This window comes from Thioclava nitratireducens (genome assembly GCF_001940525.2).
Taxonomy (GTDB): domain Bacteria; phylum Pseudomonadota; class Alphaproteobacteria; order Rhodobacterales; family Rhodobacteraceae; genus Thioclava; species Thioclava nitratireducens.
Genome location: NZ_CP019438.1, coordinates 27,040 through 45,262, shown reverse-complemented (window position 1 = coordinate 45,262; position 18,223 = coordinate 27,040). Strand labels below are relative to the sequence as shown.

General features: G+C 62.3%; 14 protein-coding genes. 10 read left to right on the top strand and 4 right to left on the bottom strand.

Annotation, left to right across the window (positions count from 1 at the left end; translation table 11 throughout):
• Positions 1 to 51: 51 nt before the first annotated feature.
• The 4 genes from BMG03_RS18995 to BMG03_RS18980 are packed head-to-tail and all read left to right on the top strand — an operon-like array spanning position 52 to position 4,473.
• Positions 52 to 1,011, top strand: coding sequence for a TAXI family TRAP transporter solute-binding subunit (locus BMG03_RS18995; RefSeq protein ID WP_075777311.1), 960 nt, complete (start codon positions 52 to 54; stop codon positions 1,009 to 1,011).
• Positions 1,012 to 2,880, top strand: a complete 1,869-nt coding sequence (locus BMG03_RS18990) for a TRAP transporter permease (protein ID WP_075777310.1) — start codon at positions 1,012 to 1,014, stop codon at positions 2,878 to 2,880.
• The gene (locus BMG03_RS18985) at positions 2,877 to 4,172 is read left to right on the top strand and encodes an acyclic terpene utilization AtuA family protein (protein ID WP_075777309.1); all 1,296 of its coding nucleotides are present in this window, start codon (positions 2,877 to 2,879) and stop codon (positions 4,170 to 4,172) included. The genes BMG03_RS18990 and BMG03_RS18985 overlap by 4 nt, the downstream gene beginning before the upstream one ends.
• Positions 4,159 to 4,473: an AtuA-related protein gene (locus tag BMG03_RS18980; RefSeq protein ID WP_075777308.1), complete on the top strand. Its 315-nt coding sequence runs from the start codon at positions 4,159 to 4,161 to the stop codon at positions 4,471 to 4,473. Before BMG03_RS18985 ends, BMG03_RS18980 begins: the two co-directional genes overlap by 14 nt.
• 271 nt (positions 4,474 to 4,744) lie before the next feature.
• Here BMG03_RS18980 and BMG03_RS18975 read toward each other — a convergent pair whose 3' ends face one another.
• The 3 genes from BMG03_RS18975 to BMG03_RS18965 form a co-directional block, all read right to left on the bottom strand.
• Entirely contained in the window at positions 4,745 to 5,545 is an 801-nt protein-coding gene (locus BMG03_RS18975; protein ID WP_075777307.1) for a GNAT family N-acetyltransferase, read from the bottom strand.
• Between the two features lie 12 nt (positions 5,546 to 5,557).
• On the bottom strand, positions 5,558 to 5,851 hold the full coding sequence (locus BMG03_RS18970; protein WP_075777306.1) for a DUF1330 domain-containing protein: 294 nt from the start codon (positions 5,849 to 5,851) through the stop codon (positions 5,558 to 5,560).
• Between the two features lie 380 nt (positions 5,852 to 6,231).
• Positions 6,232 to 6,975, bottom strand: a complete 744-nt coding sequence (locus BMG03_RS18965) for an SDR family oxidoreductase (protein WP_075777305.1) — start codon at positions 6,973 to 6,975, stop codon at positions 6,232 to 6,234.
• 109 nt (positions 6,976 to 7,084) lie between these two features.
• On the opposite strand from BMG03_RS18965, the gene BMG03_RS18960 reads away from it, so the two are divergent.
• The gene (locus BMG03_RS18960; protein ID WP_075777304.1) at positions 7,085 to 8,053 is read left to right on the top strand and encodes an AraC family transcriptional regulator; all 969 of its coding nucleotides are present in this window, start codon (positions 7,085 to 7,087) and stop codon (positions 8,051 to 8,053) included.
• 391 nt (positions 8,054 to 8,444) lie between these two features.
• On the opposite strand, the gene BMG03_RS18955 is transcribed toward BMG03_RS18960, so the two are convergent.
• Positions 8,445 to 9,155 (bottom strand): cyclic nucleotide-binding domain-containing protein, encoded by a 711-nt coding sequence (locus BMG03_RS18955; RefSeq protein ID WP_099049389.1) that lies wholly within the window; start codon positions 9,153 to 9,155, stop codon positions 8,445 to 8,447.
• A 241-nt stretch (positions 9,156 to 9,396) separates the two neighbouring features.
• Here BMG03_RS18955 and BMG03_RS18950 point away from each other — a divergent pair, with 241 nt between their 5' ends.
• The 5 genes from BMG03_RS18950 (at position 9,397) to narJ (ending at position 18,218) form a co-directional block, all read left to right on the top strand.
• Entirely contained in the window at positions 9,397 to 10,719 is a 1,323-nt protein-coding gene (locus BMG03_RS18950; protein WP_075777303.1) for an MFS transporter, read from the top strand.
• A gap of 68 nt (positions 10,720 to 10,787) precedes the next feature.
• The gene (locus BMG03_RS18945) at positions 10,788 to 12,182 is read left to right on the top strand and encodes a NarK family nitrate/nitrite MFS transporter (RefSeq protein WP_075777302.1); all 1,395 of its coding nucleotides are present in this window, start codon (positions 10,788 to 10,790) and stop codon (positions 12,180 to 12,182) included.
• A 68-nt stretch (positions 12,183 to 12,250) separates the two neighbouring features.
• Complete coding sequence (locus tag BMG03_RS18940; RefSeq protein WP_075777301.1) at positions 12,251 to 15,979, top strand: nitrate reductase subunit alpha; 3,729 nt, start codon at positions 12,251 to 12,253, stop codon at positions 15,977 to 15,979.
• Positions 15,976 to 17,499, top strand: a complete 1,524-nt coding sequence (gene narH, locus BMG03_RS18935) for a nitrate reductase subunit beta (RefSeq protein ID WP_075777300.1) — start codon at positions 15,976 to 15,978, stop codon at positions 17,497 to 17,499. Before BMG03_RS18940 ends, narH begins: the two co-directional genes overlap by 4 nt.
• Complete coding sequence (gene narJ / locus BMG03_RS18930) at positions 17,499 to 18,218, top strand: nitrate reductase molybdenum cofactor assembly chaperone (RefSeq protein WP_075777299.1); 720 nt, start codon at positions 17,499 to 17,501, stop codon at positions 18,216 to 18,218. The genes narH and narJ overlap by 1 nt, the downstream gene beginning before the upstream one ends.
• The last annotated feature ends 5 nt before the right edge of the window (positions 18,219 to 18,223 follow it).

The window sequence follows — 18,223 nt, the reverse complement described above, 5'->3', positions numbered from 1 at the left end:
CAGCTGTCTGAATATGGTAGCGCCCCCAAAGGGCATCCAAGGGAGGATACAATGAAATACACGCTCGCCGCGCTCCTCAGCGCGACCCTTCTCGCATCGCCGCTGGCTGCGCAGGAGAAAGATTTGCTGATCGGATCGACGTCCGCTTCGTCCAGCCATTACGGCTATTTCGTCGCGGTCGGTCAGCTCATCAACGAAAAGGCCGAAGGGCTCAAGGCCTCCGTCGTCGAGACCGGTGCTACCATGGACAACATCCGGCGCATGGCCCGCGGACAGATCGACCTCGGTCTCGTGACCACGAATGCGGTGCAGCACGCGGATGCGGGCACCAACGCCTTCGAAAGCAACCCGCAGGATCTGCGTCTGCTCTGGGTCTACACCAATGCGCCGCAAAACGTCATCGTGCGCGCTGACTCCGGTGTCGACAGCCTTGAGGGGCTGAAGGGCAAGCGCTTCAATCCGGGGATCAAGGGCGGCTCCACGGAGGCTACGACCGAGGCCGTGTTCGACACGCTAGGTCTTTCGGCGGACTACGTCCGCGGCTCGACCACCGACATCGTCGGCGCGATCAAGGACAACAGGCTGGCAGGCTACGTCAAATCCGGCTCGGGCACGAAGCTCGACGGGTCCACGATGGATATTGCGGTCTCGACCGACATCAACGTGCTTGGCCTGAGCGACGCGCAGGCAGAGAAACTGCGCGCGGATATGCCGGACATCTCCGTCGTCAATATTCCCGCAGGTGCCGCAGAGGGCATTCCCGCCTACAGCACCTGGGCTTTCGGTGTCGGCGTGGCGGCCCCCGCTTCGATGGACGACGAGACCGCCTATAAGATCGTCTCCGCAATCATGTCTGACGACACCGCGCAGGCCAATGCAATGGCCAGCCTGAAAGGCGCAAATCTGGCTCAGATGACGCTCGATTACGGCACCGTGCCGCTGCACCCCGGTGCGTTGCGCTGGTTCGAAGAGCAGGGCATGGACGTCCCCGCCAAACTGAAGGGCGAGTAAATGAGCCGCGCGAACCTCCCGGTCATCCAAAAGGGATTGGCGATCCTCGTCGGCGCCTTCGTGTTCTACACGGCGGCCACCGGCCCGTTCGAGGGGCTGATCCAACGGGCCCTGTTTCTTGCCCTGATCACCGCGTTGGGGTTCGCGCTCTATCCCCTCGGCGCCGGCAAAAGCTGGCGCAAGCTCGGGCTCGTTATCGACCTTCTCCTCTGCGCAGCAGTTCTGGTTGCCTGCGGCTATGTGATCTGGAACTACGACAAGATCATGTCGTCGCTGCCCTGGGCGACCACGCTGGACAAGGCACTGACGGTCGGCCTCGTGCTGGCGGTGCTGGAACTGGGGCGGCGTACGGTGGGGCTGATCTTTCCGGTGCTGGTGTTGATCGGGATCGGCTATGCGCTTTACGGAGACATGCTGCCCGGCGCGCTGCACCATCGCGGCTTTGACAGCGCCTTCGTGACCGAGACGATTTTTCTGGGAGACCTCGGCATCTGGGGAATGCTGACAGGTGTCGCGGCCACGGTGATCGCGGCATTCGTGCTGTTCGGCGCGCTGTTGTTGCATAGCGGCGGCGGTCAGGCCTTCATGGATCTTGCGATGCGGCTCGGCGGGCGGCAACCTGGTGGGGCGGCGAAGATCGCCACCATTGCGAGCGGCCTTTTCGGTATGATCTCCGGCTCGGCCGTGGCCAATGTGGCAACCACCGGCAACTTCACCATCCCGATGATGATCCGCCTGGGATATCCGCGCGCCTTCGCGGCAGCGGTTGAGGCCGTCGCCTCCACCGGCGGACAGATTGCGCCGCCGATCATGGGGGCTGCAGCCTTCGTGATGGCCGAGATTCTCGGCGTGCCCTATACGACGATCATCCTCGGCGCGATCATCCCTGCGGTGCTGTTCTACGCCTCCGTCTTTGTCACTGTGCATTTCGTCGCGGTGAAACGCGGCCTCGCTATTGTCCCCGACGAAGAGCTGCCCGCCTGGGCAACCATCCTCGCGCCGCGCCGTATCGCCCCTATCCTTTGCGCGCTTGGTGGCCTTGGGATCGGCATCTGGCTGGGTCGCTCGATCGCCACCTCCGCTTTTTACGGGGTCGTCGGGCTCTTGATCGCCTTCGTGGCCACCGAATGGGGACGCCTGTCACCGCGAGAGATGGCGGCCCAAGTTATCAGCGGTTTGGAAGACGCAGGCAAGGGCCTTGTTATCATCGGCGTGCTGCTGGCGGGGGCGCAAATCCTCGTCTCGATGATCAACTTGACTGGCATCGGTGTCACGCTGTCGTCCCTGATCGTATCGATGGCCGGAGATAGCGTGCCTTTGGTGGCTCTGATCGTGGGTCTGGTCTGCCTGATCATGGGAATGGGCTTACCGACCACCGCCGCCTATGTTCTGGTCGCTGCCGTGCTTGCCCCGGCGATGACTGCGGTGGGCGTCGACCCGTTGGCCGCGCATCTCTTCGTGTTCTACTTCGCCACTATCTCGGTGATTACGCCGCCAGTCTGCGTCGCCGTCTTCGTCGGTTCGGGTATCGCCAACACCAATTGGCTGCCGGCAGCCGGGCACGCGGTGCGGCTTGGCGCTGTGACCTATCTCGTTCCGTTCTTGTTGCTGATCTTTCCCGGCATGCTCTTCACCGGCGGCCCGCTGGCAATTGCCGAGGCGATGCTGGGCGGTGCGGCGCTGGTCGTCGCGGTTCCAGCCCTGCTCGTCGGCGCGCCGATGACGGGCTCAAGACCGTTCGATATCGCGCTCCTGATCGCGGTGATCGGCCTGGCCATCTGGCCGAACCCGGCCACACCGATCGTTGCTTTGGCGCTCCTGTTCGGCGCGTTCAAATTCGGTCAACGCCAGAAAGGAGCCATGGCATGACTTTCCGTATCGGCTGTGGCGCGGGGTTTCAGGGAGACCGGATCGACCCCGCGAAAGACCTCGCTGAGCGCGGCGCGCTGGATGTGCTGGTCTTCGAATGTCTCGCCGAGCGCACCATCGCTCTTGCGCAACAGGCGCGGCTGGAGGATCCGAATGGCGGTTTCGATCCTCTGCTCGAGCGACGTCTGCGCGCGTGCCTGCCCGGCTGCGCGCGAAACGGCACGAAAATCGTGACCAACATGGGAGCGGCCAACCCGCGCGCGGCGGGGGAATGTGCCCGCGCCATCGTTGCCGAACTCGGGCTGCCGCTGACCGTCGCAGCGGTGACCGGCGATGATGTGTCGGACCGCATCGCGGATTACCGGCTCGATGAGATCGGAGAGACCGCAGGCGCGCTCGGGGCGCGGCTCGTCTCCGCCAACGCATATATCGGTGTCACCGGCATCGTCGACGCATTGTCTCGAGGGGCCGATATCGTGATTTGCGGGCGCGCCTCGGATCCGGCCCTGTTCCTCGCGCCCTTGGTGCATCACTTCGGCTGGGAGATGAGCGATTATACCCGCCTCGGGCGCGGTACGCTGATCGGACACCTTTTGGAATGCTCAGCACAGATAACTGGCGGGTATTTCGCCGATCCAGGAAAGAAAGACGTCCCGAACATCGCGCATATCGGCTTTCCGCTGGCCGAGGTCTCTGCCGATGGAAATGCGGTGATCACGAAACTGCCGGGCACTGGCGGGCTGGTGACTCCGGCCACCTGTACCGAACAGATGCTCTACGAGATTCACGACCCCGCCGCCTATGTGCAGCCGGACGTGATCGCGGATTTCTCAGACGTCACCTTCGAACAGGTCGGCCCCGATCGCGTAGCCCTCCGCGATGCTGACGGACGTGCCCCGACCGGATGGCTGAAAGTGTCGGTCGCGTATCGGGACGGCTGGCAGGGCGAGGGGCAGATTTCCTATGCAGGAGCCAATGCCCATGCTCGCGCAGAATTAGCCGCCGCAATTCTCGATGAACGGCTCAAGGAGGCGGGGATCACCGAGCGACTTTCGCAGGTGCTCGGCACCGAGCACGACTTGCGTTTGCGTTACGCGGCCAGATGTCCTGACCGCGCCACCGCCCAGACCGTCGCCCAAGAGGTCGAAGCGCTTTATCTCTGCGGTCCTGCCGCCGGGGGCGGCGTCACCAAATCGGTGAAAGAGATTATCGCCATCGCCTCTACACTCTTCCCCGCCGCCGAAGTGTCGACCTGCGCGCAGCTGATGGAGCCTCACCATGAAATTGCATGACCTTGCCCACGGGCGCACCGGCGATAAGGGCGATACCTCGAACATTTCGGTAATCGCCTATCGGCCGGAAGACTTCCCTCGCCTTGAGGCACAGGTCACGTCGGAGCGGGTCGCTGCCCATCTCGGCCAACCGTCCGAAGCGGTGACACGCTATGTGCTGCCAAAGCTTTGCGCGATGAATTTTGTGATCCGGGGCGCGCTGGCCGGGGGCGTCACCCGCTCTCTGGCGCTAGATGCACATGGAAAATGCCTGTCTTCGGTCTTGCTCGAAATGCCGCTCAATCCGCGCGGAGCGGGCTGACCTGGAGGCAATTCCGGGCGAGCGCGCGGATCACGTCACGATTTGGCCTCCGGTCCGGGTCGGGAGCCAGACGCTCTCGGCCCAAAGCTGCCTTTCGTCATTGGTCGAACGCTGCAACGCAGCTTCCCAGAACCGGTCATTCGGACAGGTATGTCGCATTATGGAACGTAGCGGTCGTAATCGCGCTTGCTTTGAAAGCACCTGGTTGTTTCTGGAAATGCGGCTGCTGAAACCTCACTGGCGCGAAGCGGAGCGGGACCAGGCAAGACGGCTATCGCGTGATGCGGTCGGCAGATGTTGAAAACATCACGACTGACTTTCCTTCAGTCTGCCTCAACCCACAGCTTTCCAGCATCGCGCGCGACGGAGCGTTGTCTTGTGCGACAAACTCCATCGTCGCTTCCGCTCCGAGTTCAGTGACAGCAGCAAGGTTGCACAGCGCGTCCATATGCTTGCCGATGCCCAGCCCCCGCAGCGCGGGATCGACTGCGATCAGGCCAACCCATGCTGACCTGAAAAAGGGGCTGTGTCGATTGTGGGTCATGGCCGCGAACCCGGCCGCAACCATACGGCCGTCGCTACTCTGCAACGCGATGAGCTGCGCGGGAAAAAGCTTGCCAAGCAGAGCGTCCGTCGAGAAGGGAGAAATGCCCTGATCTGCCAGGAATGACTGGACATCGCGAGCCCTCTGCGGTGTCAACGCCTCGTCGGGCACACGCGACAGGTCCTCTGGAAGTCCGCTATCTGTTATTTTTGCGCAGACGTCGCGGATGGTATTTGCATCCGCCATGAACAGGTCCCAGAGATGCAGCTTGGGATCGAAGCTGCTCAGCTCTTCGCGCGCAGTCTCAACCGTCTGCGCATCGACACCGCGAAGCGTGATCATGCCTTCGTCAACCATGCTATTGCGTAACCGGTCCCAACCCAGCTGCGCCGGGTCGTCGCTCGAAAAGGTGCGGGCGTGAAGCACCGCGCCAGGCGTGTCGATGAGCTCGGCCACCTGCTCATCTCGGGCTTTTTGAAGCGCCTGTATCTTTTCATCGCCGAAATAGGGAGACATGACAGCAGTCATTGCCAAGACATCCTATGCCAATTTATCGACCAAGATCGCGTTGAGCGTTGAACCCGAGCGACGCAAGATGGCAAGCTCTTGGAATTCCTGCGAGTTCCAAAAACCTTTCGCACAACTGCGGTCTGGAAACTCGATGATGAACGCAGCATCAGGAATCGCGTTCTCGCCTTCCATGCCCTCGGGGTCGCCGCCTCTCACCAGAAACTGTCCACTATGCTGCGCTACGACGTCGGGGATCTTCGAGAAGTATTCGTTCATCCAGTCTCGACTGTGAATTTGCATCTGGCCGATTATGAATGCTGCCATTGTCGCACGTCTTGTCGCTGAGGAGATCGATAGAGAAATACGCCGCCATCAAACCCCCAGGGATGTCAAACCACGCAAAACTTCGTGGCATCTTCGGTGCGGGTCAAAGATCGGACATATGTGCTGCGCGCCAAATCGGTAAACTTGAGCTCGAAGTGACTTGCGGCAGCGTAACACAATTGCCCCCTTGGGCGGAGCAGTTTATCGCGCACTCGCGGATCGCTCGAAGCCGACCTCCATCGTCTATGCCGCATGCCAATTTCATTTAGGGGGCGGAGACACGCACGAAACCGTCGAATATTCTGTCTTGCCCCCGCCGGGTCGGCGTGTCTGCAAGGGGTGCGGGCCACACCGGTGAGGGCGTGACCCTGGCTTGCCCATCAGCCCGCGTCAGACAAGGCTACGGCATCGGGGCCGGCAGGATAATGCAAGCGGTCGCCAGCATCAGTCGCAGCACACCAGACCGCCTCGGCCACGTCGCTTTCCCGCGTCACCATTTCGGGCGTCGCAAAAGCTTCGAAAACCGGCCCGGCATAGCTGGCGTAGCTCTCCGGGATCAGATCCTCGATACGAAACTGGCTGTTCTCGGCAAACCGGGTTGTCGGACCATAGCCCGGCTCGACCAGCCGCGCCTTCACGCCGAAATACCCGAGCTCATGTGCCAGCGAGCCGGTGAGCCCCTGGATGGCCTGTTTGCTCGCGGTGTAGAGCGCAGCGAGCGGCATCGGAGCGAGCGTAGTGCTTGAGGTGACGTTGACGATCACCCCTGAGCGGCGTGCGCGCATCTGAGGGATCACCGCCTGGGTCATCGCGATCGTGCCGAAGGTGTTGGTCTCGAAAATCTTGCGGATCAGCGGCATCGGCGTCGCCTCGACAGCGCCCACGAGGCCGATCCCGGCATTGTTGACCAGAACGTCGATCGGGCCGGCGGCCTCGATCACGGCTTTGATGCTGTCCGGGTCGATGATGTCGAGCGGCAAGACCCGGATGCGCTCGGACGCGGGCAAGGGGCTGGCTTGCGGGTTGCGCATGGTGGCGATCACGTTCCAGCCTTTGGTGTGGAAGTGACGCGCGGTTTCAAGCCCGTAGCCGGACGAGCTACCGGTGATGAGAATGGTCTTCATGTCGGTTTCCTGTGAAATCTGTTGACGACCGAGAAATAGCGGGCGCAAATCGAACTATCTGCAATGGATAGTCCAAAAAAGGTTTGCGATAGTCCAAATAAGTGCCGCAATGCCCACCGCAACCTCCGATCCGCTTGCTCAGGTGATCGCGCTTTTGCGCCCCCGTGCCATCTTCTCTAAAGGCATAAGTGGCGCCGGGCGTTGGGCGGTGCGCTATTCGGCTTTCGGTCAGCCGGGGTTTTGCGCCGTGACCGAAGGAAGCTGTCGCCTCGCTGTCGATGGCGAGACGCCGGTGGTGCTGGAGGCTGGAGATTTCGTGCTGCTGCCGGCCACCCCGGCCTTCACCATGTCCGGTCTCGAACCGGCACCGCCGGTCCTGATCGATGCCTTGCAAGCCGCAAGCGGGCAAGCAGACCCGCAAGGAGACGTCCGTTATGGCCGACGCGACGGGCCCGCGGATGTCCGGCAGTTCGGCGGTTATTTTGCCTTCGCCTCCCCCGACGCCGCGCTGCTGGTGTCGCTGCTACCCCGGATGATCCACATCCGCGGCGTTCCGAGACTGACGGAACTGGTGCGCATGGTCGGCGAGGAGGCGGCACAGGAGAATGCCGGGCGGAGCCTCATTCTGGCCCGGCTGGTGGAAATCCTGCTGATAGAAGCTCTGCGCTCCGTGCCCAGAGACGCGGCGCAACCGGGGCTGCTGCGCGGGCTGGCCGATGACCGGATTGCAGTCGCGCTGCGGCATATGCATGGCGATACGGAGCGATCCTGGACCGTCGAGGGGCTCGCCCTCGCGGCGGGCATGTCCCGCTCCACCTTTTTCGAACGTTTCGCCCGCATCGTCGGAATGCGCCCGATGGAATATCTCCAGACTTGGCGCATGGCCGTCGCCAAGGATCTCCTCTCCGCCGGCACGGTCCCTCTCGACGAGGTGGCGCAGCGGGTCGGCTATGGCTCCGCCAGCACCTTCAGCACCGCGTTCAGCCGCCATGTCGGCATGCCACCGGGCCGATACATGCGGCGTGCAGTCGATCTCCAGCCTCGTGACAGCGGATCATTGCGCCCGCCATTGATGTGAGACCGACGAGAAGGGGCATCTGGCATGAGGTCACGAACCAAGCCAGTCTCCGTCCTTCTCTATCCACGTTGCTCCCGGCCCGTTGCTGCCGTTGCTGAATGCTTCAGCGAATGTCCGTTATTAGCCCGCATCTCCAGCGGCGCCGCAGCTTGAAAGGTGCAAATGTAGGGGCTCGTAGGACGTATCGTGCTCAAACGACCGGCTGTTGCCGTGTCCCCATTTGTCTCAGGGCGTGCACCGCTTGCGCTGGACTGAATTGGGGAGTGCGCAGACAAGGTGTTCGCCTGTCGCGCTGAGAGGATCGAAAGGGCCGACGGAGGCAGAAAAGTAGAAAATTTGAAGCAAGATTGCATTGGATAGAGACGACAGCACTAAGGTTTTCCCTGAGCCTTCAAGAGCAAGGATCGTCGATCAGCCGCGAGGGCTTGGCGAAGGCGCGAAGACTTTTCGCATCGGTGACCGTCACACCGCTCCCCTCGATTTCGACGCCGTAAGGCCTCAATTGACGGATTGCGCGGCTCAGGTTCTCCGGTGTCATCCCGAGGTAGGATGCCAAGCGCCGTTTCTCGATCCCGAGCTCGAATTCATCAGCCTTGTCTTCGTTTGCGTGGCGATGAAGAAGGTAGTTGGCCAAACGCTCGAGAGACGTGCGGAGTTTGAGGTTCTTGGTGGTCCGCACGATCCCACGATATCCGTGCGCCAGTTCCGTGACCACATTGCGCGCGAATGTCGGGTCGGCGTCGAAGATCGCGCGCACGTCCTCCGAGGGCACCAAAATGACACGCGATTTCTCGAGCGTGCGCGCGGACATCAGGTAGGGCGCCGCTTTGACGGTCGCCGCGACGATGAAGGTCGAGACAGGCTGCAAGGTCGCCATTGTCGTCTCGCGCCCGTTCCATGTCGCGAACAGTTCCACCGACCCGCCGGTGACGACGTGAAGGAAATCGCTCGTTTCGCCCTCGGTGAACAGCTCGATCTGCGGAGGAAAATTCTGCACATAGGCCCCGCGGATCAATGCGGAAAAGTTCTCGTCATCCATTCCGGAAAAGAGTTGGAGGTTGCGAATCTCGCTGGCTTCGTCGTCGCTCAAACGGATGGCCATGTTTCACCTCTCTTCGTGCCTGACATATTTAGCTTGATAAATGTCAAGCTGTCGATTGTCACCTGTCCGCGATCGCATTGATATGCGTTTTTTGCAGGCATGATGCTTGCCGCCCGCTGATTTATTTTGATCCTTGATGCTTAGCGGTTTGATTTCGATCAACCAGTTCCAGTCTCCCTCCCTGTTGATCTGTCCGCAACCGGACCGGCGGTTCACGTCGGCCAAACTTCGGAGAGAGACAATGCATACACTCGAAGGAGTCACGCGCTCGGACCAATATCGGGCACTGGGGCTCAGCACATTCGCCTTCACCGTCTGCTTCGCGGTCTGGACGATTTTCTCAATCATCGGCGTGAAGATCAAACAAGAGCTCGGGTTGTCCGATACCCAATTCGGGCTGCTGGTCGCGACGCCGGTTCTGACCGGGTCAATCAGCCGTATCTTCCTTGGCGTCTGGACCGAGCAGTTCGGCGGCCGGATCATGTTTCCGCTGCAGATGCTCATCACCGCTGTCGCCGTCTGGCTGCTGGCCACGGTTCACAGCTACGAGGTATTCCTTATCGCGGCGCTCGGGCTCGGCCTCGCTGGCGGGTCCTTCATCGTGGGCGTCGCCTACACGTCTCGCTGGTTCGAGAAAGAGCGTCAGGGCACTGCCTTGGGCATCTTCGGTGCGGGAAACGTCGGGGCCGCGGTGACGAACTTCGCCGCGCCGTTCCTCGTCGTCGCGCTCGGTTGGGAAGGCACTGCGAAAGTCTACGCTCTGGTTCTCGCCGCGACGGCGGTGGTTTTCTACCTGACCTCGAAGACCGACCCGGTGCAGCAGGAACGCAAGAAGACCGGGGCCAAGCCGGTCTCGGCAGGCGACCAACTCGCGCCGCTCAAGAATATCCAGGTCTGGCGCTTCGCAATCTACTATTTCTTCGTATTCGGTGGCTTTGTCGCGCTCGCCTCGTTCCTGCCGCGCTATTACGTCGGCGCCTACGGGCTGCCGCTCACGACGGCTGGCGTCTTCGCGGGCTTCTACTCTCTGCCCGGGTCCGTGTTCCGCGCGCTCGGCGGTTGGATGTCGGATAAATGGGGTGCACGCTTCGTGATGTATCTGACCTTCCTCGTCTCGCTCGTGCTGCTGTTCGTGATGAGCTACCCCGAGACCAGCTACACGGTCGTCGGCATCCACAGCCCGATCTCGTTCACCTTCGGTCTCAACGCGACGATGTTCATGGTGATGACCGTGATCCTCGGCTTCGTGATGAGCCTCGGGAAAGCGGCGGTCTACAAGCACATCCCGGTTTACTATCCGCATCATGTGGGAGCCGTCGGCGGTCTCGTCGGCATGATCGGGGGACTGGGCGGTTTCTTCCTGCCCATCAGCTTCGGCTTCCTCCTCGATCGGACAGGTGTCTGGACGGCGCCCTTCATGCTTCTCTTCGTGCTGGTCCTCGTCTCGGTGATCTGGATGCACGTCGCCATTCGCCGCATGGAACACGCCCGGCACCCCGGCCTCAAAGGAGAGAAGTATCTCTCCGACGTGCCCGACGAGCCGTTCGCGAAGTCGATGCCCTGATGCTCGTGACGGGCTGTCCATCGGGTAGCCCGTCTCTCCCCTCGCACATTTCTCAAGGAGCCACTCCAATGGCCACGACAATAGCAACTTCCGGTCAGAGCGGACACGTGCTGACCGACTGGCGTCCCGAGGATCCGGAGTTCTGGAAAACCCGCGGGCACGCAATCGCCACCCGCAACCTGTGGATCTCGATTCCTGCCCTTCTCCTCGCCTTCTCGGTCTGGATGGTGTGGTCCGTCGTCGTCGCCAAGCTTCCCGCGATCGGCTTCGACTACTCGACCGGACAGCTGTTCTGGCTGGCGGCACTGCCCGGCCTGTCGGGCGCGACCCTGCGCATTTTCTACAGTTTCATGATCCCGATCTTCGGCGGACGCAAATGGACAGCCTTCTCGACCGCGACGCTGCTGCTGCCCGCGCTCGGTATCGGGTTCGCGGTGCAGAATCCCGAGACTCCCTATGTCGTCTTCCTGCTGCTCGCGCTGCTCTGCGGTTTCGGTGGCGGAAACTTCGCCTCCTCGATGGCCAATATCGCATATTTCTACCCCAAGAAGACCAAGGGGAACGCGCTGGCTCTCAATGCGGGCCTCGGCAATGCGGGTGTCTCGGTGATGCAGTTCGTCGTGCCGATCGTGATCACCACAGGCGTCTTCGGCTCCCTCGGCGGCGCGCCGCAGCAATTGTCGGCAGGAGGTGAGCTCTTCCTGCAGAACGCCGGCTTTGTCTGGGTGCCCTTCATCGTTCTTTCGGCGATCGCGGCATGGTTCGGAATGAACGACATCGCATCGGCCAGCGCTTCGTTCAAACAGCAATCGGTGATCTTCTCGCGCTTCCACAACTGGGTGATGTGCGTCCTCTACACTGGCACGTTCGGAAGTTTCATCGGCTATTCCGCGGGCTTCCCGCTGCTTATGAAGACGCAGTTTCCCGAAGTGGACGTGCTGCAATTCGCCTTCCTCGGGCCGCTCGTGGGTGCGCTGAGCCGGGCCGGCACGGGTTGGATTTCCGACAAGTTCGGTGGCGGTCGCGTGACCTTCTGGACCTTCGTCGGCATGATCGTCGCCGTCTGGGGCGTGCTGCAGTTCCTGCCCTCGGCCGGTGACGCCGGTAGCTTCTGGGGCTTCTTCGCCTGCTTCATGGCGCTGTTCTTCCTGACCGGCGTGGGCAACGCCTCGACCTTCCAGATGATCCCCTCGATCATGCGTCAGGAAGTGCCGCGTCTGAACCCGCATCTCGACGCGGCCGCCACGCTCAAGCAATCGGAGCTGGAAAGCTCGGCGATCATCGCCTTCACCTCGGCGATCGCGGCCTACGGCGCCTTCTTCATCCCGAAATTCTACGGCACGTCGATCAGCCTGACCGGCGCTCCCAACGCAGCTCTGTGGGGCTTCATGATCTTCTACGCAATCTGCGTGGTGGTGACCTGGTTCTTCTACAGCCGCAAGGGCGCCTCCGTTCCCTGCTGACACGACCGGCGCGCGCCGTGTCGTCCCGCGGCGCGCGCTTCAAACCCATTTCCGCAAGGAGACGCGACATGAGCCACTTGCTCGACAGACTTAATTTCCTGCAATCCAAGGAGTTGGAGCAGTTCTCCGACGGCCACGGGCAGGTGACCCGCGAGGACCGTAAATGGGAAGAGACCTATCGGTCCCGCTGGCGTCACGACAAGATCGTCCGCTCGACCCATGGGGTGAACTGCACCGGGTCTTGCAGTTGGAAGATCTACGTGAAGTCGGGGATCGTGACATGGGAGACCCAGCAGACCGATTACCCGCGCACGCGTCCCGGATTGCCCAACCACGAACCGCGCGGCTGTGCCCGCGGCGCCTCCTATAGCTGGTATCTCTATTCCGCCGCGCGAATGAAGCACCCGATGGTTCGCGGCAAGTTGCTGAAAATGTGGCGCGAGATGCGCAAGACGAAGTCGCCGATCGAAGCCTGGAGTTCGATCCAGAGCGATCCCGTGCTGCGCGCCGAATACACCAAGGCGCGCGGCAAGGGCGGTTTCGTCCGCGCAAGCTGGGACGAGGCCACCGAGATCGCGGCGACCGCCAATGCCTATACCGCGAAGACCTATGGCCCCGACCGCGTCTTCGGCTTCTCGCCGATCCCCGCGATGTCGATGGTCAGCTACGCCGCCGGCGCGCGCTACCTCTCGCTGCTGGGGGGTACCTGCCTGTCCTTCTACGACTGGTACTGCGACCTTCCTCCTGCCTCGCCGCAAACTTGGGGCGAGCAGACCGACGTGCCGGAATCGGCGGACTGGTACAACGCGGGTTTCCTGTTGATCTGGGGCTCGAACGTGCCGCAGACCCGCACGCCGGACGCGCATTTCTACACCGAGGCTCGGTATCGCGGTACCAAATCCGCCGTGATCTGCCCCGACTACTCGGAAGCGTCCAAGTTCGGTGACATCTGGCTCAACCCGAAGCAGGGCACGGACAGTGCGCTCGCCATGGCGATGGGGCACGTGATCCTGCGCGAATATCACCTCGACCGGCAGGCCGAGTATTTCGAGGATTACGCGCGGCGCTATTCGGACATGCCGATGCTGGTGGTGCTCGACGAGCAGGACGGCCGCCACGTCCCCGGCAAGCTGCTGCGTGCGTCCGATCTCGACGGCGCGTTGGGCGAGGCGAACAATCCCGAATGGAAGACCGTCGCCCATGACGAAACCTCCGGCAATCTGGTCGTGCCCAACGGGTCGATCGGGTTCCGCTGGGGCGAAGAGGGCAAATGGAACCTCGAGGACCGCGCCGGTGCGGGCGAGACGCGTCTGCGCCTGAGCCAGGTGATGGAAGAGGACCACGATGAGGTGGTCGGGGTCGATTTCCCCTATTTCGGCGGCGCGGCCACCGAGAATTTCGTCAAGTGCCAGCATCCCGAGGTGCTCACTCGCAACGTGCCGGTGAAGAAGGTCACGCTCACCGATGGACGCGAGGCCATGGTTGCCACCGTGTTCGACCTGCTCTGTGCCAATTACGGTCTCGACCGGGGGCTGGGCGGCGACTGGGTGAGCCACGATTTCACCGATGACCTGCCCTACACCCCCGCCTGGGCGGAGAAGATCACCGGCGTGTCGGCCGACAAGATCATCGCCGTGGCCCGCGAGTTCGCGACCAATGCCGAGAAGACGCGTGGCAAGTCCATGGTGATCCTCGGGGCCGGTCTGAACCACTGGTACCACATGGACATGAACTACCGCGGCATCATCAACCTGCTGGTGATGTGCGGCTGTGTCGGTCAAGAAGGTGGTGGCTGGAGCCACTACGTGGGGCAGGAGAAGCTGCGTCCGCAGACCGGCTGGCTGCCGCTGGCTTTCGGCCTCGATTGGTCGCGCCCGCCGCGGCAGATGAACGGCACGTCGGCCTTCTACGCTCATACCGATCAGTGGCGCTACGAGACGCTGGGCGTGCGTGAAATCCTCTCGCCGACCGCGCCCAAGGGCGACTGGGACGTGTCCCTTATCGACTACAACATCCGCGCGGAACGGATGGGCTGGCTGCCTTCGGCACCGCAGCTCAAGACCAACCCGCTCGAGGTCACGAAAGCCGCGAAAGCCGCCGGGATGGATCCGAAGGACTACGTAGCCGAGAAGCTCAAGTCAGGCGACTTGCAGATGTCTTGCGAGGACCCGGACGCGCCCGAGAATTGGATGCGCAACCTGTTCGTGTGGCGGTCGAACCTTCTCGGCAGCAGCGGCAAGGGGCATGAATACTTCATCAAGCACTTGCTGGGCACCGATAACGGCGTGATCGGCAAGGATCTCGGCGAAGAGGGCGGCTCGAAGCCCACCGAGGCCGTCTGGCGTGACGAAGCACCCGAAGGCAAGCTGGACCTGCTGGTCTGCATCGACTTCCGGATGTCGACGACGGCCGTCTACTCGGATGTCGTGCTGCCGACGGCGAGCTGGTACGAGAAGAACGACCTCAACACCTCCGATATGCACCCATTCATCCACCCGCTGCAGGCGGCCGTGGACCCGGCCTACGAGAGCAAGTCCGACTGGGAGATCTTCAAGGCGATCGCGAAGAAATTCCAGGAGGTGGCGCCGGAGGTTCTGGGTGTCGAGACCGACATCGTTCAGGCTCCGATCCTGCACGACACGGCGGGCGAACTTGCCCAGCCGGAGGTGCGAGACTGGAAGAAGGGCGAGTGCGACCTGATCCCGGGGAAGACCGCGCCGAACTACGTCACAGTCGAGCGCGACTACACCACGCTCTATGATCGGTTCGTTGCGGTGGGGCCGCTGCTCGACAAGCTCGGCAACGGCGGCAAGGGCATCGGTTGGAAGACCGAGCACGAAGTGGAGGCGCTGCGCAAGCTCAACGGTGTCTGGGAAGACGGTCCCGCCAAGGGTTGCGCGAAGATCGTGACGGATATCGATGCGGCCGAGGTGATCCTGATGCTCGCCCCCGAAACCAACGGCGAGGTGGCGGTGAAGGCGTGGGAAGCGCTCGAGAAGCCCACGGGCCGCGCGCACAAGCATCTCGCCGAGGGGCAGGAGCACACCAAGATCCGCTTCCGCGACATCGCCGCGCAGCCGCGCAAGATCATCTCGTCGCCGACCTGGTCGGGCATCGAGAGCGAGGATGTCTGCTACAATGCGGGCTACACAAACGTCCACGAACTGATCCCGTGGCGCACCCTGACGGGCCGCCAGCAGCTCTATCAGGATCACCTGTGGATGCGTGCCTTCGGAGAGGGCTTCGTGTCCTATCGCCCGCCCGTCGACCTCAAGACAGTGACGCAGGAGGTGGTCGCGGGCGACGAGAATCATGTCGTGCTCAACTTCATCACGCCGCACCAGAAGTGGGGCATCCACTCCACTTATTCGGACAACCTGCTGATGCTCACGCTGAACCGCGGCGGGCCAGTGGTTTGGATCTCCGAGACCGACGCCAGGAAAGCCGGGATCGAGGATAACGACTGGATCGAGGCCTACAACGTGAACGGCGCACTGACCGCTCGCGCGGTCGTCTCGCAGCGGATGAAGGAAGGCACGATCTTCATGTATCACGCCCAGGAGAAGATCGTGAACACGCCCGGCTCGCAGAAGACCGGCCTGCGCGGAGGCATCCACAACTCGGTGACCCGCGCGACACTCAAGCCCACGCATATGATCGGTGGCTACGCCCAGCTTTCCTACGGGTTCAACTACTACGGCACCGTTGGTGCGAACCGCGACGAATTCGTTGTGGTCCGCAAGATGAAAAAGATCGACTGGCTCGATGAGCCCGCTACCCAGGAGGCAGCAGAATGAGAGTCCGCGCACAAATCGGCATGGTGCTGAACCTCGACAAATGCATCGGGTGTCACACCTGCTCCGTGACCTGCAAGAACGTCTGGACCAGCCGTGATGGCGTTGAATACGCCTGGTTCAACAATGTGGAAACAAAGCCCGGCACGGGCTACCCGACCGACTGGGAGAACCAGAAGCGCTGGAACGGCGGCTGGAAACGCACCTCGTCGGGCAAGCTGATGCCGCGGCAGGGGTCGAAGTGGCGGATCGTGGCGAATATCTTCGCCAATCCCGACCTGCCCGAGATCGACGACTATTACGAGCCGTTCGATTTCGACTACGAGCACCTCGCCAACGCGCCCGAGATGAAGGCGTTTCCGACCGCACGCCCGCGCTCGAAGATCACCGGAGAGCGGATCGAGAAGATCGAAAAGGGCCCGAACTGGGAGGAAATCCTCGGCGGTGAATTCTCGAAACGCTCGAAGGATTACAACTTCGAGGGCGTCCAGAAGGAAATCTACGGGGAATACGAAAACACCTTCATGATGTACCTGCCGCGCCTGTGTGAGCATTGCCTCAACCCGGCCTGCGCGGCGTCCTGCCCCTCGGGCGCGATCTACAAGCGCGAGGAAGACGGCATCGTCCTGATCGATCAGGAAAAGTGCCGCGGCTGGCGGATGTGTGTTTCGGGCTGTCCCTACAAGAAGGTCTATTACAACTGGTCGACTGGGAAATCCGAAAAATGCACCCTGTGCTATCCGCGGATCGAAAGCGGCAACCCGACCGTGTGCTCGGAGACCTGCGTGGGCCGCATCCGGTATCTGGGCGTCATGCTCTATGATGCCGACAAGATCGAGAAGGCGGCGAACGCGCCGTCTGAGCAGCAGCTCTACGACGCGCAACTGGACGTTTTCCTCGACCCCAACGATCCGGCAGTGATCGAGGCCGCGCGTGCCGATGGCATTCCCGAGGACTGGATCAAGTCGGCGCAGCAAAGCCCGATCTGGAAGATGGCGATGGAGTGGAAGGTCGCCTTCCCGCTGCATCCCGAATACCGGACGCTGCCGATGGTCTGGTATATTCCGCCGCTCTCGCCGATCCAGAACGCCGCCGAGGCTGGCTCTATCGGCATGGATGGCGCGATGCCGGACGTGAAGAGCCTGCGTATTCCGCTGCGCTATCTCGCCAACATGTTGACTGCTGGGGACGAGGCACCCATCGCGACCGCGCTCGAGCGGATGCTGGCGATGCGGGCCTACATGCGTGCCAAGACCGTCGACGGCGTTCGCGACGAAGGCATCGCGGCGCGTGTCGGCCTCTCGGGGCGGGTGATCGAGGATATGTACAAGATCATGGCCCTCGCCGACTACGAGGATCGCTTCGTGATCCCGACCACGCATCGCGAACAGGTCGAGGATGCCTACGACCTGCGCGCGGGCACCGGGTTCACTGATTGCAACGGCTGCTCGACCGGCATCTCGAAGGGTTCGCTCTTCGGTGGGTCGAAACGTCCGCTCAAGATGCCGCAGGAGGTGCAGTGATGGCGCATCAACCCAATGACCGCACGCTCAAGGCCTTTTCGGTCCTGTTAAGCTATCCGACGATCGAGCTGCAGCGCGCGGCGCCGGAAATCGGGGGCGTTCTCGCCTCCGAAACCCGGTTGAACGCTGCGGCGCGGCGCGCGTTGCGGCCGCTCGTCGAGGAAATCGGCGAACGCGATATCTACGCGCTCGAAGAGACCTATGTGATGCTCTTCGACCGCTCGCGCAGCCTCTCGCTCAACCTCTTCGAGCATGTCCACGGAGAGAGTCGCGACCGGGGAGGCGCCATGGTCGATCTGCTCGAGACCTACCGCGCCGCCGGTTTCGAACCGGCGACGACCGAATTGCCCGACCACCTGCCGGTTCTTCTGGAGTTTCTGTCGACCCGACCGGCGCAGGAGGCGAGTGATATGCTGGCCGACGCAGCGCATATCCTCGCCGCGATCGGCGAACGGCTGGCCAAACGCGAAAGCGCCTATGCCGCGGTGTTCGAGGCCCTCGTGCAGATGTCCGGTGCAACGGCCGACAAAGACGCGGTGGCCGAGATCCTCGCGCGGCCCGATCCGTCCCCCACTGATCTCGAGGAGATCGACAAGATCTGGGAAGAAACCGAGGTGACCTTCGGTCCCGACCCGAATGCCGGCTGCCCGCAAGTGCGGGACATGCTCGCGCAAATGGACTCGCCCACACAGCACCGCGCCAAGACCGCGGCGGAATGACGGAG